Origin of the sequence: Novosphingobium tardum (assembly GCF_042652045.1) — a bacterium.
Classification (GTDB): Bacteria; Pseudomonadota; Alphaproteobacteria; order Sphingomonadales; family Sphingomonadaceae; genus Novosphingobium; species Novosphingobium tardum.
Map to the genome: position 1 here is coordinate 1,233,634 of NZ_JBHSDR010000003.1, position 16,851 is coordinate 1,250,484.

General features: G+C 65.9%; 16 protein-coding genes and 1 tRNA gene. 7 read left to right on the top strand and 10 right to left on the bottom strand.

Features of this window, described 5'->3' with window-relative positions; genetic code table 11:
- The first annotated feature begins 114 nt into the window (after positions 1-114).
- Positions 115-966 carry an outer membrane protein gene (locus ACFO0A_RS06145; protein WP_379538083.1) on the top strand — a complete coding sequence of 284 codons (852 nt, stop codon included), beginning with the start codon at positions 115-117 and terminating at the stop codon, positions 964-966.
- An 84-nt stretch (positions 967-1,050) separates the two neighbouring features.
- On the opposite strand, the gene ACFO0A_RS06150 is transcribed toward ACFO0A_RS06145, so the two are convergent.
- The 4 genes from ACFO0A_RS06150 to ACFO0A_RS06165 form a co-directional block, all read right to left on the bottom strand.
- A complete protein-coding gene (locus tag ACFO0A_RS06150) occupies positions 1,051-1,437 on the bottom strand; it encodes a hypothetical protein (RefSeq protein WP_379538084.1) in 387 nt (128 codons plus the stop codon).
- Between the two features lie 152 nt (positions 1,438-1,589).
- Entirely contained in the window at positions 1,590-3,431 is a 1,842-nt protein-coding gene (gene typA, locus ACFO0A_RS06155; RefSeq protein WP_379538085.1) for a translational GTPase TypA, read from the bottom strand.
- Positions 3,432-3,562: 131 nt separating this feature from the next.
- The gene (locus ACFO0A_RS06160; protein WP_379538086.1) at positions 3,563-6,091 is read right to left on the bottom strand and encodes an ABC transporter permease; all 2,529 of its coding nucleotides are present in this window, start codon (positions 6,089-6,091) and stop codon (positions 3,563-3,565) included.
- Positions 6,088-6,828: an ABC transporter ATP-binding protein gene (locus ACFO0A_RS06165; RefSeq protein WP_379538087.1), complete on the bottom strand. Its 741-nt coding sequence runs from the start codon at positions 6,826-6,828 to the stop codon at positions 6,088-6,090. Before ACFO0A_RS06165 ends, ACFO0A_RS06160 begins: the two co-directional genes overlap by 4 nt.
- 27 nt (positions 6,829-6,855) lie before the next feature.
- Between ACFO0A_RS06165 and ACFO0A_RS06170 the strand changes: the two genes are divergently transcribed.
- Entirely contained in the window at positions 6,856-7,584 is a 729-nt protein-coding gene (locus ACFO0A_RS06170; protein ID WP_379538088.1) for an arylesterase, read from the top strand.
- Here ACFO0A_RS06170 and recF read toward each other — a convergent pair.
- Entirely contained in the window at positions 7,581-8,651 is a 1,071-nt protein-coding gene (gene recF, locus ACFO0A_RS06175) for a DNA replication/repair protein RecF (protein ID WP_379538089.1), read from the bottom strand. The two genes, ACFO0A_RS06170 and recF, sit on opposite strands and share 4 nt — an antisense overlap.
- Before the next feature lie 240 nt (positions 8,652-8,891).
- Between recF and ACFO0A_RS06180 the strand changes: the two genes are divergently transcribed.
- Both ACFO0A_RS06180 and ACFO0A_RS06185 read left to right on the top strand, forming a co-directional pair.
- Positions 8,892-9,026: a hypothetical protein gene (locus tag ACFO0A_RS06180; protein WP_379538090.1), complete on the top strand. Its 135-nt coding sequence runs from the start codon at positions 8,892-8,894 to the stop codon at positions 9,024-9,026.
- The gene (locus tag ACFO0A_RS06185) at positions 9,023-9,247 is read left to right on the top strand and encodes a PspC domain-containing protein (RefSeq protein WP_379538091.1); all 225 of its coding nucleotides are present in this window, start codon (positions 9,023-9,025) and stop codon (positions 9,245-9,247) included. Before ACFO0A_RS06180 ends, ACFO0A_RS06185 begins: the two co-directional genes overlap by 4 nt.
- Positions 9,248-9,277: 30 nt before the next feature.
- Here ACFO0A_RS06185 and ACFO0A_RS06190 read toward each other — a convergent pair whose 3' ends face one another.
- Complete coding sequence (locus tag ACFO0A_RS06190) at positions 9,278-10,036, bottom strand: queuosine precursor transporter (RefSeq protein ID WP_379538092.1); 759 nt, start codon at positions 10,034-10,036, stop codon at positions 9,278-9,280.
- Between the two features lie 80 nt (positions 10,037-10,116).
- Here ACFO0A_RS06190 and ACFO0A_RS06195 point away from each other — a divergent pair.
- Positions 10,117-10,193: transfer RNA gene (locus tag ACFO0A_RS06195), tRNA-Arg, on the top strand.
- A 194-nt stretch (positions 10,194-10,387) separates the two neighbouring features.
- Here the strand turns inward: ACFO0A_RS06195 and ACFO0A_RS06200 are convergent.
- Genes ACFO0A_RS06200 through ACFO0A_RS06210 form a run of 3 tightly spaced genes read right to left on the bottom strand, consistent with a single transcriptional unit; the run spans position 10,388 to position 12,781 of the window.
- Positions 10,388-12,067: a recombinase family protein gene (locus tag ACFO0A_RS06200; RefSeq protein WP_379538093.1), complete on the bottom strand. Its 1,680-nt coding sequence runs from the start codon at positions 12,065-12,067 to the stop codon at positions 10,388-10,390.
- The gene (locus ACFO0A_RS06205) at positions 12,060-12,491 is read right to left on the bottom strand and encodes a DUF2924 domain-containing protein (protein WP_379538094.1); all 432 of its coding nucleotides are present in this window, start codon (positions 12,489-12,491) and stop codon (positions 12,060-12,062) included. Before ACFO0A_RS06205 ends, ACFO0A_RS06200 begins: the two co-directional genes overlap by 8 nt.
- A complete protein-coding gene (locus tag ACFO0A_RS06210; RefSeq protein ID WP_379538095.1) occupies positions 12,491-12,781 on the bottom strand; it encodes a DUF3489 domain-containing protein in 291 nt (96 codons plus the stop codon). The genes ACFO0A_RS06205 and ACFO0A_RS06210 overlap by 1 nt, the downstream gene beginning before the upstream one ends.
- 302 nt (positions 12,782-13,083) lie before the next feature.
- Here ACFO0A_RS06210 and ACFO0A_RS06215 point away from each other — a divergent pair, with 302 nt between their 5' ends.
- Complete coding sequence (locus tag ACFO0A_RS06215; protein ID WP_379538096.1) at positions 13,084-13,587, top strand: Ros/MucR family transcriptional regulator; 504 nt, start codon at positions 13,084-13,086, stop codon at positions 13,585-13,587.
- A 132-nt stretch (positions 13,588-13,719) separates the two neighbouring features.
- Here ACFO0A_RS06215 and ACFO0A_RS06220 read toward each other — a convergent pair whose 3' ends face one another.
- On the bottom strand, positions 13,720-14,406 hold the full coding sequence (locus ACFO0A_RS06220; RefSeq protein ID WP_379538097.1) for a Crp/Fnr family transcriptional regulator: 687 nt from the start codon (positions 14,404-14,406) through the stop codon (positions 13,720-13,722).
- A gap of 179 nt (positions 14,407-14,585) precedes the next feature.
- On the opposite strand from ACFO0A_RS06220, the gene ACFO0A_RS06225 reads away from it, so the two are divergent.
- The gene (locus ACFO0A_RS06225; protein ID WP_379538098.1) at positions 14,586-16,847 is read left to right on the top strand and encodes a TonB-dependent receptor; all 2,262 of its coding nucleotides are present in this window, start codon (positions 14,586-14,588) and stop codon (positions 16,845-16,847) included.
- Positions 16,848-16,851 lie beyond the last annotated feature (4 nt).

Below are 16,851 nucleotides of genomic sequence, written 5' to 3' on the forward strand. Positions count from 1 at the left end.
ACCGGCAAAAGAATGGGCCGATGACCTTCCGGCAGGAAGGAACGTCTTCCATCGCCGACGGGTTGCACTTCGCGAATTACAGTTGTTTCGTCGCCCTTCTTCAAAGGACATGCCATGTCGTTAACCCGCCTTACTGCCGTGGCTATCGCCAGCAGCACCGCCGCCGTCGTTATTCCGTCGCCGGCGTTCGCACATGACGATCAGCGCTCCAATTACGACGGACCCTACATCGCGGTCTCGGCAGGCGCCGCCATGCAGAACAACGATCGCAAGAACGTGGTCGTGTTCGACGTGAACCGTGACGGCAACTTCGCCGACACCGTCACCACGACCACTGGCGCCAACGCCTTCAGCCCGGGCTTCTGCAACGGCGCCGCCACTTCGAACTCGCGCGCCTCGGGCTGCCGGGGTGACAAGAACGGCCGCGAATATTCGGTCAAGGTCGGTTACGATGCGCAGATGGGCGATCACTTCGTCACCGGCGTGGTGCTGGAAGGCGCCAAGACCGATATTCGCGACGCCACCACGGCGTTCAGCACGACCCCGGCCTCCTACACCTTCATCCGCAAGGCCGACTATTCGATCTCCGCTCGCGGTCGGTTCGGCTACACGCCCAACGGCAGCGGCCTGTTCTATGTCACGGGCGGACCTTCGTACGCCAAGATCAAGAACCGCTTCCGCACCACGAACACCGCCAACAGCTTTACCCAGGTCAACGCCAACGACGGGGAGTTCGGCTACCAGATGGGCGGCGGCGCGGAATTCGCAGTCACCAGCGGCGTCGGCGTGGGGATCGAGTATCTCTACAACAGCTACAAGAACGACGACTACTACGTCGCCGTCGGCCCCGGCACGGCGCCCGCAACCAACCCGTTCATCCGCCAAGGCGGCGGGACGAACTTCCGCTCGTCGGGCAACCAGCTCAACTATCACTCGGTTCGCGTGAACCTGCTCTACAAGTTCTGACCGCGTCAGGCCTTCGGACATGAAAAGGGCGGCTCCCCGCGAGGGGGCCGCCCTTCTTCGTTCCAGGCGACGAACGCTGCCCGGTCAGTAACCGCGATGGCGCCAGCGGCGGTCGCGATAGCGATAGTTGTCGTAGGTCCGGTACCCTTCGTACCCGCGGTAGGGGTAGCTGTAGTTATAGGCCGGGTAGCTGTTGTAGTAATTATAGCTCGGATAGCTGCTGTAATAGCTGCCGCGGTAGCGCGGGTAGTACGACTGGTCGTAGTAGTACCCCCGGTCGTAGCGGTCGCCGTGCGACGAGATCGCCGCGCCGATGGCAAGGCCGACAAGGCCCGCACCGATGGCGATGGCGGCATCGTCGCCGCCGCGGTGGCGATAGTAGCGGTCACGTGCCTCGGCCGGCGATGCGGCCATCGTGCCGGCGGCGAGCAACGCGGCGGCAAGGGCGGTCTTCTGGAATATGGTGGTCATGGTGCGGTCTCCCGGGGTGCCGGGCCGTCGCGCCTCGCGCGACGAGTCGCGGTCCCTTCTGCGCACCAGAAAACGCCCCGGCGGCTGAACGCGCCGTTAACCTTTTGCGGGACCACGGTTTCCTTGCGGGTTCCGTGGTCCCTGCAAGAGCCTCAGGCGGCTTCCTTCTTGCGACCGGCCTTCTTGCGCTCGTGCGGGTCGAGCAGGGCCTTGCGCAGGCGGATCGACTTCGGCGTGACCTCGACCATCTCGTCATCGTCGATGTAGGCGATCGCCTGTTCGAGGGTCATGATCCGCGGCGGGGTGAGGCGGATCGCGTCATCCTTGCCGGTCGAGCGGAAGTTGGTGAGCTGCTTCGACTTCATCGGATTGACTTCGAGATCGTCGGGCTTGGCGTTCTCGCCGATCAGCATGCCCTCATAGACCTTTTCCTGCGGCCTCACGAACAGCGTGCCACGTTCTTCCAACATGTTGAGGGCATAGCCCACCGCCTCGCCGGTGCCGTTGGAGATGAGAACACCATTGGGGCGGCCCTCGATCGGACCCTTGTAGGGCCCATACTTCTCGAACAGCCGGTTCATGATCCCGGTGCCGCGGGTGTCGGACAGGAACTCGCCGTGATAGCCGATCAGGCCCCGGCTCGGCGCCGAGAACGTGATGCGGGTCTTGCCGCCGCCCGAGGGACGCATGTCGGTCATCTCGCCCTTGCGGGTCGCCATCTTCTCGACGACCGTGCCGGCGTAGTCGTCGTCGACGTCGATCACGACGGTTTCGTACGGCTCGGTGCGCTTGCCCGCGTCATCTTCGCCGAACAGCACGCGCGGACGGCTGATGCCGAGCTCGAAGCCCTCGCGGCGCATTGTCTCGATCAGGACGCCGAGCTGCAGTTCGCCGCGACCGGCCACGTCGAAGCTGTCGCGGTCGGCGCTCTCGGTCACGCGGATGGCGACGTTCGATTCGGCTTCGCGCAGCAGGCGGTCGCGGATCATCCGGCTGGTGACCTTGGTGCCTTCGCGCCCGGCAAAGGGGCTGTCGTTTACTGCGAAGCGCATCGACAGCGTCGGCGGGTCGATCGGCTGGGCGTGGAGCGGCTCGGTAACCGTCGGATCGGCAATCGTGTTCGCCACGGTCGCGGTCGTCAGCCCGGCGATGGAGATGATGTCGCCCGCGCGCGCCTCGTCCACCGGCACACGCTCTAGCCCGCGGAAAGCCATGATCTTGGATGCGCGACCGGTTTCGATGATCTTGCCATCGTTGTCGAGCGCGTGGATCGGCGAGTTGACCTTGATCGTGCCCGACTGGACCTTGCCGGTCAGGATGCGGCCAAGGAAGTTGTCGCGGTCGAGCAGGGTGACGAGGAACTTGAACGGGCCGTCGAAGTCGGCTGCCGGCGGCGGCACATGCTCGACGATTTTGGCGAACAGCGGGGTCAGGTCGCCTTCGCGCGCATCCATGTCTTCGCTTGCGTAGCCGTTGCGGCCCGAAGCGTAGAGCACGGGGAAGTCGAGCTGCTCGTCGTTGGCGTCAAGGCTGACGAACAGGTCGAAAACCTCGTCCAGAACCTCCTGCGCACGGCCGTCGGCGCGGTCGATCTTGTTGACGACGACGATGGGCTTGAGGCCCAGAGCCAGCGCCTTGCCGGTGACGAACTTGGTCTGCGGCATCGCGCCTTCGCTGCTGTCGACCAGCAGGATCACGCCATCGACCATCGACAGGATGCGCTCCACCTCGCCGCCGAAGTCGGCGTGACCCGGGGTGTCGACGATGTTTATGTGCGTGGTGTTGCCGTGGTGATCGTCCCACTCGACGCTGGTGCACTTGGCCAGGATGGTGATCCCGCGCTCTTTTTCGAGATCGTTGGAGTCCATCGCGCGCTCTTCCACGCGCTGGTTGTCGCGGAACGTGCCGGACTGGCGAAAGAGCTGGTCGACGAGCGTGGTCTTGCCGTGGTCGACGTGGGCGATGATGGCGATGTTGCGCAGGGCGGCGGACATTGGGAACTACCTGTGATCTGGAGCGGGTCGGCGACGGCGCTACAGCGGGCGCGTCTCAAGTTGCGCGCCCCTAGCCGTTATTGTGCGTTGCGGCAAGGTTTCTGCGCGCACGCAGGTCTGCCGCTCGCCGGCTAGAGCTCGCGCAACGCCTGCGCGGGCCTGGCGCGCAGGAGGGGCAGCGAGCCCGCGAGAGCGAAGCCGAGGACGACCGCGATTCCCCCGCCCAGCACGGCAAGGATCCGGGGCCAGTCGGGCAACCAGTCGAATTCGAACAAGCGCTCGACGATCAGCCACGCCCCGGTGATGCCCAGCACCAGCGCCACCCCGCCGAGCAGGACGGCAAGCAGGCCATACTCGGCGAGTTGGAGGCCAAGAAGCTGCCTGCGGCTGGCGCCGAGGACGCGCAGGATCACGTTGTCGTAAAGCCGGCTGGCGCGGGCGGCGGCGAGCGCCCCGACCAGGACCGCGAGGCCGGCAAGAATCGCGACGCTGGCGGCTGTCAGGATCGCGCTGCCCATCTGCGACAGGATGTCGCGCGCCCGACCGACGACCGGGCCGACCTCGATCACGGAACTCGAAGGCAGCGCGCGGACGAGGCCCGAGAGCAGCGCGCGCTTGTCGGCGGGGCCATCGAGATTGATCGTGGCGGCGAGATTGTGCGGAGCGTCGGCGATGGCATTGGGGCTGAAGACAAGGACGTAGTTGAAGCCCATCGAATCCCAGTCGATCCGGCGGAACGAGGCGATCGTCGCGCTGCGCTCCACTCCCAGAAGCCCGATCGTCAGCCGCTCGCCCAGCTTGAGGTTCAGCGCCTCGGCCAGCTTCTCGTCGATCGAGACCAGCGGCGGCCCGCCATAGCCAGCGGGCCACCACTTCCCCGCGGTGACCACGTTGCCTTCGGGGATCGCGCTTGAATAGGTAAGCCCGCGCTCCCCGCGCAGCGGCCAGGCGTCGTCGGGAATGCTGGCCATGTCGGCCACGCGGATCATCCGGTCGGGCGGACCGTAGGCCAGGATCGCGCCGCGAAGCGCAGGCACGGTGCGGACCCGGGCGGCGGGGGCGGCGGCACGCACGATCCGGGTGAATTCGGCCGCGCTGGCCGGCGGCAGGTCGAGCACGAAGTAGTCGGGCGCGCGCTGCGGAACGCGCTGGGCGATGTTGGCGTCGAGGCTGGTCTGGACCCCGGCGAGGAGCACGAACGAGGCGAGCCCGAAGCCCAGCGCGGTCACCAGCGCGCCCGTCTGCGCGCCGGGACGGTGCAGGTTGGCAAGCGCCAGGCGCAAGAGCGGACGGCGCGGGCGAGGCAGTCGGGCCGCAAGCGCGCGCACTCCCGAGCCGAGCAGCGCCATCAGGCCGAACAGGACCGCCGCGCCGAGGAGGAAACCAGCGGCAAGAAGCGGCTGGGCCGCGCGGGCCAGCGCCAGCGCGGCGATGGCGGCGAGCCCGCCGCCCACCGGCAGCGCCAGCGCGCGCCATTGCCCGGCCAGCGGGCTGACCCGGGCGCGCATCAGCGCCATCGCCGGGACCGAGCGGGCGCGCAGCAGCGGCGGGGCGGCGAACACGGCGGCGATGAGCAGGCCATAGGCAGCGGCGGCGGCGAGCGCGGCCGGATCGAACACCAGCCCCGGCGCAACTGGCAGCAGCGTTCCGAGCGCCGCCCCGATCAGCGGAGTGACCGCCACTCCCGCCGCCAGCCCGGCGGCGATGGCCAGCAGCGCGGCAGCGCCGATCTCCAGCGCATAGATTCGGGCGATGTCCCGGCTGGTGGCGCCGAGGATCTTCAGGGTGGCAATGCTGGCGCGGCGGGCGGCGAGGTAGGACGACACCCCGTTGCCGATCCCGATCCCGGCGATGGCGAGCGCCGCCAGCGCCACCAGCTCGAGGAATTGTCCCATCCGGCTGACGAAGCGATCCAGACCCGGCGTCGCCTTCGATCGGTCGCGCAGCTCCCACCCGGCGTCGGGAAAGCCGCGCTTGAGCGTCTCTGCCGCTGCCGAAGCATCGGCGCCGGCGGGCAAGCGGATACGGTACTTGGCGCGGACCATTGCCCCAGGTTGCACCAATCCGCTGCGCGCCAGCGCCTCGCGGCTGACGATGACGACGGGTCCCAAGGTGAAGCCTTCGCCCAGCCGGTCCGGCTCGTCCGCGATGATCCCGGCGACTGTCAGGCCGGCCCCGCCCACCCGGAAGCGGTCGCCCACGCCAATGCCGAGGCGGTCGGCCACGCCCGGTGCGATCCATGCCGCCATGCCGCGCGGGGCCTGTCCGACCCGGCCCCCGGCAAGCTTCAACTGGCCGTAGAGCGGCCATGCCCCGTCGACCGACTTGAGCTCGACCGGCACCGCCAGCCCCGCGTCGCGCGCGGGCACCGCCATGGCCTGCAACCGCTGGCCGGCCGAAACCGTGCCCAGCGCGCGCATCGCGGCCAGCTCGTCTGGCGCCGCCTCGCGCGCATAGACGGCAACTTCGATATCCCCGCCGAGCAGGACCTGTCCGCGACTGGCCAGCTCCTTCGTGATCGCGCCGGTGAGAGTCCCGATCGCGGCCAGCGCCAGTGTGCCCAGGAACAGGCAGGCAAGCAGCAGGCGCAGCCCGGCGAACCGCGCGCGCAGATCGCGGCGCGCGATCGTCCAAGCGGTGGCCCAGCCCGGCGCTGTCATCGCGCGGCGACGGCCCCGCGCGTGTCCGACACGATCTGACCGTCGGCAAGAGTGATGGTCCGCTCGCACCGCGCGGCGAGCGCCGGGTCATGCGTGATCACGATCAGCGTCGCTCCGGTGCGCGCGGCGCGGTCGAACAGCAGGTCCATGATCGCGTGTCCCGTCGCCGTGTCGAGGTTTCCGGTCGGCTCGTCAGCGAACAGGATCGCCGGCTGCGTGACCGTTGCGCGGGCGATGGCGACGCGCTGCTGCTCGCCGCCGGAAAGCTGCGCGGGATAATGATCGAGCCGGTGGCCAAGCCCGACGGCTTCGAGCTCGCTCGCGCTGCGGGCCTCGGCATCGGCCACGCCGGCGAGTTCGAGCGGGGTGGCGACGTTTTCGCGCGCTGTCATCGTGGGCAAGAGGTGGAAGGCCTGCAGCACGATCCCGATCCGCGCCCGCCGCGCCAGCGCCAGCGCGTCCTCGTCCATCGCGGAGAAATCCTGCCCGGCAACCTTAAGTGCGCCCGCCGTGGCCCGCTCCAGACCGCTCAACACCGCCATGAGCGAGCTCTTGCCCGAGCCCGAGGGACCAAGCAGCGCCAGGGTTTCACCGGCGGCCACCCGAAGGTCGATTCCGCGAAGGACTTCGACCGCCGAGCCGCCGCTGCCGAGGCGCAGGACAAGGCCGCTGGCTTCGATGACGGGCGTGGCTGGAAGGGGGCGAGGGGCCGGCGAAGCCGCGGGGGAGCTTGTCACTGCGCCGCGATGGCATAGATTGGTTGCATGGAGCAACCCGTCACCCCTTCTTTGCCTCTTCGCGCCGCGCGCCGCCTGCGCCTTTCGGCGTTCCTCGCGCTTGCCGCGCTGGCCTCGTGCGGGGGACCGGAGCCGGGCGTCGCCCCCACTGCCGCCGCCCAGGCGAGCGCGCCCGCGATCCAGCGACCCGCCGGGCCCGAGCGGCTGGTCGTGGCGATCGGCGACAGCCTCTATGCGGGCTACGGGCTCAAGCCTGGCGAGGCTTATCCGGTAAAGCTGGAGAAGGCGCTGTGGGCCAAGGGGGTCAATGCCACGCTGGTCAACGCCGGGGTCTCGGGCGATACCACCGCGGCGGGTCGCCAGCGGCTCGGGTTCATTCTCGACAACCAGCCACGCAAGCCCGACCTCGTCATCCTGGGCTTCGGTGGCAACGACATGCTGCGCGCGCTACCGCCGGAGGAGGCGAAAGCCAATCTCGCGGCGATGCTGGCCGAACTGAAGCGGCGCGACATCCCGGTGCTGCTGACGGGGATGCTCGCCGCGCCTAACCTTGGGCCGGACTACGCGGCGAAGTTCAACGCGATGTACCCGGCATTGGCGAAGCAATACGGCGCTGCGCTGATCCCGTTCTTTCTCCAGCCGGTCCTTGGCCGCGCCGACCTGATCCAGGCGGATCACGTCCATCCCACCGCGCCTGGGATCGACCTCATCGTCGGCGCGACGGTCGACAAGGTGGCAAAGGAACTGGCGGCCTAGACCCGCTCGGCGGCGCCTTCGCTGACCTGCCACACCGCCGCTTCGTCGCGGATCGCGGCGAACGGGCCGAGTTCGGTCCCGGTCAGCCAGTATTGTCCCTCGCCCTCGCGCAGACGCGCGAACAGCGCTTCGCGCCGGGTTGGATCGAGGTGCGCCGCCACCTCGTCGAGCAGGAGGATGCGCGGGCGCGCGCGGTCGAGCAAACCGGCGTGCGCAAGGACGATGGCGATCAGCATCGCCTTCTGCTCTCCGGTCGAGCATTCGCCCGCCGGCTGGCCCTTGGCTGCGAGCACGACCGCCAGATCGTCGCGGTGCGGGCCGTCGAGGGTGCGCCCCGCCGCCCGGTCGCGCCGCCGGCCCTCGGCCAGCGCCGCCGCCATCGCCGCCGGTTCGCTCGGCAGGGCCGCGGCATAGGTCAGCGCGGGGCGGGCGAACGGCGCCTCCGGTAATGCCTTGAGCGCGGCATCGAGCGCATCGACCAGCCGGCGGCGGGCGGCCGCGACCGCGGCGCCGGTCTCGGCAAGCTGCGCCTCGATCGCGTCGAGCCAAGCGGGATCGGGTTCGGCCTCGCCCGAAAGCAGGCGATTGCGCTCGCGCAATGCGGCCTCATACCGGGCAGCGAGGCGGGCGTGGCCCGGTTCGACCGCGAGGACGAGGCGGTCCAGAAAGCGGCGGCGCGCGCCCGCGCTGTCCGCGAACAACCGGTCCATCGCCGGAGTCAGCCAGGTCAGGCTCGACCATTCGGCGAGGCGCGCCGCCGGGCTTTCCGCGCCGTTGACGTGAACCAGCCGCCGCGTGCCGCCGGGCGCGCTGGCGGTGCCAAGCGACACTGCGTCGGTCCCGCCGAGCCGGGCGCTCACCGCGAAACCGGCGCTGCCTTCGCGCACCATCTCGCCCAGTCCCGCCCGGCGCAACCCGCGCCCGGGCGCGAGCAGCGAGATGGCTTCGAGCACGTTGGTCTTGCCCGCGCCGTTGTCGCCGACCAGCAGGTTGAACGTCTTCGCGCCCTCGAGCAGCGTGGCCGGATGGTTGCGGAAGTTCTCGAGGAGGATGCGGTCGAGCGCCATGAACGGGTGCCGGGTTACAGGTTGGCCGGTCAGGAAAGAACCCCACAAACGGCCAAAGCGAAAAATCGGTGAATTTCACCAAACCGTGGCATTAACCCAGCGTTCATCGCGCCCGTCTCGACCGTGCGTTATTGCGAAATGGCGGAAATCTGGGATTGAGGGGCAATTGGCACGGCCCGTGCAATGCTTGGGACATCCGGCGGATAGGCCGTCCGGAACAAACATTGAGGGAATTTTATCATGACTGCCATCCGTTCGTTCGCCAACCAGATCGTCGCCGGCGCCGCCGCGCTCGCCCTGTCGGTCGTGCTCATCAGTGGCACCGTTTCCACCCCCGCGCCGTACAGCGTGCCCGTTTCGGAGATGATGGCGTGAACGACCTTCGCTTCGAAGACCAGCCCGTCCGCGAAGTCGGCCGGCGCCGCGGCTTCCATCTCGACAAGGCCAACGGCAAGCTGATGGGCGTGTGCTCGGGCATCGCCGATACGTTCGGATGGGACGTCACCCTGGTCCGCATCGCCTGGGTCGCGGGCACGCTGCTCGGCCTCGGCTCACTGATCATCATCTACCTCGCGATCGGCCTCCTGGCCGATTGAGGAAGACCTCCAGCCGGGAGGCCCCGTCGTTCAACCCGACGGGGCCGAACCCGCTTTCGCGAAAGGCGAGAAGTCGGTGCCGCGGTCGAACACGTCGACCCCCTCGCGCCGCTTGAGGAACCCCACCGCCGCATAGGTCACCGGGGTCAGCAAGGCCTCCCACGTCACCTTGATCACCCACTGGGTCACCGCGACCGTCGCCACCTGGCCCGGCGTCCAGCCGGCCGCGCCAAGAAACGCGAGCGGATAGAACAGCGCCGAATCGACTGCCTGGCCGAACACGGTGGAACCGATGGTGCGGGTCCACAGCGCCTTGCCCGCGGTCCAGATCTTCATCCGCGCAAGCACGTACGAATTGACGAACTCGCCGGCCCAGAACGCGGCGACCGAGGCCGCGGCGATCCGCCAGGTCTGCCCGAACACGGACTCGTAAGCCGCTTGGCCCGTCCACCCCGCGTCCGGCGGCAGCGCGACGACCACGGTCGCCATGAACACCATGAAGATGATCGCGAAGAATCCCGCCCAGATGCAGCGCCGCGCGTGGGCATAGCCATAGACCTCGGTCAGGATATCGCCGATCACGTAGGATACGGGGAAGAACAAGACGCCCGCCCCGAACGGCCACGGTCCGATCAGCGGCAGGTCGACGACCGCCCGCTTGCCCGCGCCGATGAGGTTGGAGAGTAGCAGGATCGTGACGAACGCGGTCATCACGTAGTCGAAATAGCGGAAGTTGCGCGGCGCCGCTGCATCGCCCTCGATCTGCCGCAGTCCCTGTGCGTCCATCATGCCCCGTCCCGTCGCTCGTGCCCCGCGTCGTGCTATCCCGATTTGCACGGGCCGCAAAGCATGCTTATGCGCATTCCCGCGCGCCCGTAGTTCAACTGGATAGAGCACGAGCCTTCTAAGCTTGGAGTTGCAGGTTCGAGTCCTGCCGGGCGCACCATGTAGTCCTGGTTCTCCGACATCACTTGGAGAGTTCGCGCGCGGAAGCGGGTGATCCGCCCGCTTCCGCGCCATTTGCAGGATCGTCAGTCGCGAAGTGTATGTAGAGACGCCCGTCTCCCCGGGCCTGGACGGCCTCAATCGTGCGCCAGTCTCAGGCGCGGATGATGCACATCCATGCCGGTTTGACGGGCTTTAGGTGAACCCCAGGAGCTCGTGCTGCTCCCGCCATACGAGCGGAAGCGGGGTGTTGAGCAACATTGTATTTGAAAGCCCGATCGGCTCACGTCCTTCAAGGATCGCCAGCACAATCTCGGGAGAGAGGCACGCGAGCCGAAGTAGTTCCTTAAGACGGACGCGGCATCGCCCGGCGCTGCGTGCGACCCCGGAAAGCGTCAAGCCGGGGTTCGCGAGGACAAGCTGCCGCGCTTCATGGACATCCGCCATAAGGCGGACGAGTGCTGGAGAGGGCGGGCGGTTATCGCCCGTATCTGGCCCTGAAACGACAAGCCGCAACTGCCGCCCATGCCACACCCTGGCGGCTGTGCTACGCAGGACGATCGGTTCAAAAGAGGCGTCACCCGAAAGTGATTGGCCGGCCATTTTGAGTACTGCCTTGCGCTCAATCGTGATCTCGACATCTTCAGTGTTGAGCTGAACGCGCTCGATCAACTTTGAAAGTTCGCGCAGACGCAATTGAGGCGGACCTTCGCTCAAAGTCTGGGCGCTGGCCTCGCCGGATCGAAGTAGTTGGTCTGTGGCCTGCGCGTCGAAGGCGGCCGTTCGGACGGCGTCCAGCAACTCCTGTCTGTCGCGCAGAAAACGAGTGAGACGTTCGCACACGATGTTTTCAACATCGTGCGCCGATACGCGCCAAGCTCGCGCACCATCACCAAGGTCTGGTCGCGTGATGTAATACCGGTAGCGCACGCGCTGCTTCACCGCATGGCTGGGCGTCATCGGGCGGCCTTCGCCATCGAACAGTAGCCCTACGAGAAGGCTCGGCGCCTTCGCCTTCATCCGGCGGGAATGCCCTTGGGTGCGCTCGGCAAGTGCTTGTTGCACCTTGTCCCAAAGTTGCTTCGATACGATCGCGACGTGCTCGCCAGGATGCGCCTCACTCTTGTGTATGATCATCCCGCGATAGACCGGGTTGGTAAGCAGGCGGTAGAGCATGCCGCGACTATAGAGGACCCCTCCGCTCTGCTTGCCCTCCGCGCTGATCTTGATCTCGGTACGATAGCCCGATCGAGAAAGGTCATCGACCAGTTCTACCACCGAACCGAGTTCGACGTAGCGCTGCATGATGTGTCGAACCACTTCCGCCTGCGGTTCATTCACGATGAGTTTGCGGTCCTTGACGAGATACCCAACCGGAACGGTGCCGCCCATCCACATCCCGCGGCGCTTGGATGCTGCGATCTTGTCGCGGATGCGCTCGCCCGTCACCTCGCGCTCGAACTGGGCAAAGGACAGCAACATGTTGAGCGTGAGCCGGCCCATCGAAGTCGTCGTATTGAACGACTGCGTAATCGACACGAAGCTTGAATTGGCTGCATCGAGCACTTCCACGATCTTCGAGAAGTCGCCGAGTGAGCGGGTCAGACGATCGAGCTTGTAGACGAGGATCACGTCGATCTTTCCCGCAGCAACATCGGCCAGCAACCGCGTCAGGCCTGGCCGCTTCATGCTTCCGCCCGAGAAGCCGCCATCATCGTAGCGTTCGGTCACGAGCTGCCAGCCCTCATGGCGTTGGCTGAGGGCATATGCGCAACATGCCTCGTACTGCGCATCGAGGCTGTTGAACTCCTGCTCGAGTCCATCTTCGGTGCTCTTCCTCGTATAAACCGCGCAGCGCGACAGCTTCTCAGGCACGGCGGTTGAGACCAAAGAAGCGCGGCCCCGACCAATGCGCGCCGGTCACTTCACGCGCGATCTCGCTCAGCGAACGCCAAGCTCTTTCCTGCCACCAGAAGCCATCGGGCCGAACCTCGACCGCGATGGTTTGACCATTCCACTCACGGATAAGGCGTGCGCCCGCCGTGAGTGGAACTGAGCGGCGCGTACCCCTCAACCTGCGGGCACGGCCAGCACGCTCCAGCTCCCGCACGACGGTTGCCGAGAGGCTCCCGTGCCGGCGCTCTTGCAAGCGTTGCGCAAGCAGGCGTCGGAGGAGGGGCTCGGGAAGGGCGGGTGTCGGCGGCCCTTCCGTCTCGACCCAATGCTTCCTTAATTGATCACATGACATTGTGATAAGCGCCACCAAGTCAGCCTCGAGAGTGCCTTGGCTGCGTCCCATCAGCCGGCCTCCACGATCCGGTAACAGGTCGCATCGCCGCGCTTGTCCTTGGCCAAAACATGGCCTTTCTTCTTCAATCCCGTCAGCGCGGCGCGGGTGGTGTGTGGCAGCCAGCCGGTGGCTTCGACCAGCTCGGCAAGCGTTGCGCCTTCACTTCGACGGAGCAGCTCGATGACGAGGCTCTGCTTGCTGGTGGGCTTGGGGACGGTCGCTGGCGCAGCGCTAGCCGCGACTGCCGGAGTGTCGCCGACTGGCGATGCAGGGCGTGCCATGCGGTTGTACTTAGCCATGGGTAGTTCTCCTGATCGAAGCAGTACAGCGCTGCTCCCACCACCCAGCGCCCCGCCAGTCGCGCTGGGCGGGGCGGCAGCCGGCTTGGCCGGCTCTCCTCACACCCACACCAATGCTTCGTTCGAACACGAAGTCGAATGGAAAGTTCTGCGGCGCAAGATTTTCAGTGATGTGCCTGGCTGACCAGGCCGAGTAATCAAAAGACAGCGCGACCTATCTTTGCATGCCGAAGGTCAAGCGGGTCTTGACCCGATCACCATTAAACCTAGAGCGAGCCGTCGCACGAATAAGGAGAACAATCTTGGCCGATCTTGAAGCCGAAACCAGCAGCGTCGAGCTTGCCACTGAACTGACGATTGCCTGGCTTTCCAATCCCAACACCCGGGTTGATGCCAGCGACATTGGGAGTGTCCTGCAGCAGATGCACAATGCCGTCATATCGCTCAACAACAGCGGTAACGTCGAAGATGAACCCCAGCAGGTCAATTACGAGCCGGCTGTTACGGTGCGCAAGTCGCTTGCCTCCAAGGACTTCATCATCTCGCTGATCGATGGGAAGCCTTACCGCACGCTCAAGCGCCACCTTTCGCGTCATGGCCTGACGCCTGACGATTACCGAGCACGCTTCGGCCTGAAGTCCGATTATCCGATGGTGGCCGAAAGCTACTCGCAGGTTCGCCGCGACATGGCCCGGAAGATTGGCCTAGGCCGCAAGGTTGGGACAAAGGTCGCCGCCAAGACAACCGCTACCGCGCCGGCCAAGCGGGCTCGCAAGACCAAGGATGCGGATGGGCCGGCGGCCTGACGCCATCCACTATAACGAAGAGCGGACCGGCTGGCTCAGAATCCAGCCGGTCCGCTTTGCGCCCCAATTGGGGCCATTCCCGAGGGTGAGTTGTTAACCCAAAAGCTGCCGTGAGAGGGCGTATCAGCTTTCCTATTCCAGCGTCGCCTGAAGGTGTTGCGAAGCTGGAAGTCGAAGATACCAACGACCGCCCCGGCGTGTCACAGTCCCAGCGCTTTGGAGGGCGGTCATTTCACGTTGCACGGCCTGACGAGTTGCATCCAGGTGTTGCGCAATGTCGGTGTTTGATAACGGCAGGCTGAAGCTGACCTTCCCGCTCGGCTCCTGCTCGCCACAATATTTCGCCAGGTTCTCCAACACGATCAGTATACGTTCGCGCAAGCGGTAAGCTGCGGCTTGTTCACGGGTCTGGAACAGGCTGGTGATAGTGCGGGCGAACTTGCGGCATAGCGCTTCAGGTATCTCCGGATGCGCGCGATAGAGGCGCCAGAAATCTTCGCGCGCTAGCCTGAGCACAGAGGTTGCGACGAGCGCGATAGTGGTGTGCTTGTGACCGCTGCGTCTGGCCACGATCGAAGTCTCGGCAAAAGTGTTGCCGCTTCGGTACAGGCCGATGAGCATGGGCCGGCCATCAGGGTGCAGCCCCATCAATTTGATGAAACCGCTCTGCACCTGATAGCAAGCGTCGGGCACGTCTCCCGCGGCCTTGAGACCGTCCCCGGCTTCGAGCGATCTGACCGTCATTGCAGACAGGATTTCGCTGCGGACTGGCGCCGGCAGCTCGGCGATCCAGTTTTCTGAGCTGAGCAGGCCGGTCATGTCTGGGTCGCTCTCCTTCGCGCCATCTTGCGCCAGGCCTGCGCCAAAAAAAAGCGACCCCTGCAACTTTGGTTGCACCCCGATCCGCACACGGCTGCGCAACACCGGCTCACGCGCTCGTCGCACCGTGCCGGTTGGCAAGGTGAGCCGGTTCGCGGAGAACAGATCACGGGAGAGGAATGATGCTGACCCTTCGCCAGGCCATGTGGGCTTCGACGGCCATCGTGTGCACGATGACCACGCCGGCCATCGCCCAGGACAGTGGCGCGGCAGCGTCCACTTCCGATGAGGCAACCCCGAGCGCCACCTCTGGCGATGAAGGACAGATCGCCGAAATCACTGTTACCGCCCGCCGGCGCGAGGAATCGCTCCAGAATACGCCGGTGACGGTGACCGCTTTCACCGCGGAGGAACTGCAGGCGAGGGGAATCAACGACGTTTCGAGGTTGATTCAGGCCACGCCGGGCGTGAACTTCGACGTCTTCCCCAAGACCGCACCGCGTCCGTTCTTCCGCGGGATCGGAAGCTCGAATCAAGGCGCGGGCGGCGATCCGTCGTCGGTTGCGTTTCTCGACGGGGTGTACCTGGCGCGGGCCGGCATGCTCGGGATCGATTTCTATGACATGCAGCGGATCGAGGTCCTCAAGGGCCCGCAAGGCACGCTCTTCGGCAAGAACGTCGTCGGCGGCGCGATCAACTTCATCACCAACAAGCCTGTCGCGGAGAACGAAGCCAGCGCCCAACTTACCGTGGGGCAATACCAGCAGCTGAACGGCAATCTGATGGTCAACGTCCGGCTGAGCGATACCATCGCGGTGCGAACCGTGCTCGGCGCGATCAGCAACGACGGCTTTCGCCATACGGTTGATGGCCGCTCGCTGGACGACGAGAACAAGAAATCCGCGCGGATCCAGGCGGCATTTGGCGTTACCACCGACACATCGCTGCTTCTCTCGGCCGACATCGCGAGCCAGGACGTCGCCCAGGGCGCGCGTTACAATGTCGAGGTCCTCCCCTTTCACGCCACGGGCAGCAAGAAGGGCTACGACGACTTCGACAAGCCCCGGATATCCAACCCCGATCAGCCCGGCGGTACCGATGTGACCACGGGAGGACTTCGCGCGGAATTCGTGACCGAAAAGCTGGGGTTCGCGACTTTGACCGCGACGGCGGCATGGAGGACGCTCAAGTTCGACAACAGCGAGGATTTCGACGGCACGACCGCTGCGCAAAACGCAGCGAACGGCATCCCGGTGTCCGGTATACGCGTCATCCAGAACGAGCGGGCGGATTCGTATTCGGCCGAAACCCGCCTGAATTCCAACTCTGGCGGGCCGCTGTCGTGGGTGGCCGGCCTCTACTGGAACCATGACAACATCGAGCGGGTGCGGGAGTCCCTGACTTCCGTCACGCCGACCACGATCAATCAATTCACCGGCCACTCCAGGAACCGCAGCTACGCCGCCTACGGCGAACTGCAGTACAATTTCGACAACGGCTTCGGGGTTTTCGGCGGCGCGCGGTATACCGACGAGCGCAAGGAATACGAATCCACCCGCCTGACCGGTCCCCGCGCCTCGCCGGTCGTGAATTACACCACCGTGGGCGCGCCTGGCATTGCCCGGGCCAAACTGGCGACCTATCGCATCGGCGCGCAGTGGCGCGCAAACGACAACCTGTTCGCGTTCGCATCGGTCTCGACCGGCTTCAAGTCGGGCGCCTTCCCCGAGACGCCGGCGAGCGCGATCCTGGCTCGCACCCCGACCGCTCCGGAAAAGGTCACCAGCTACGAAGCGGGGCTGAAGACCGACTGGCTCGATCGCCGCTTGCGCTTCAACGTGACCGGGTTCATCGCCAAGTATCGCAATTTCCAGACCATCCAGGCCATCCCTGATGCGACACTGGGACCGGGCGGAACGAGCATTTCGATCGACACGGGCGATGCCACTATCAAGGGGATCGAGACCGAGCTTATGTTCGTCCCCGTCAAGTGGTTCGACCTAACCGCGCGGTACGCCTATCTCGACGCGACGTTTGACCAACTCACCCAGACTACCGCTATCCTTGCGGACGGCTCGCCGGTGCGGCGCGACCTGTCGGGTAATCGGCTGAGCAGGACGCCCAAGCATGCCCTCAACGCCGAAGCCGGCTTTAGCACGCCCAATGCGAGCTGGGGCTGGCTTCGTGCTGCCGTCGGCGTCGATCATCAAAGCGAGATCTTCGACGACAACGACAACGATTTTGTCGAGTACCGCCGCCCCCGCACGCTGTGGGATGCGAGCTTGACGTATCACATCACCGACGACTTTTCCGCCCAAGCCTGGGTCCACAATCTGACCGATAAGGAATATCGTGTTCACCAGGCTGACACCGCGGGTGGGCTGTTCGTGCTGTACGGCGCGCCGCGCCAGTATGGCCTGACGTTCAACGCCCGGTTCTGACCGG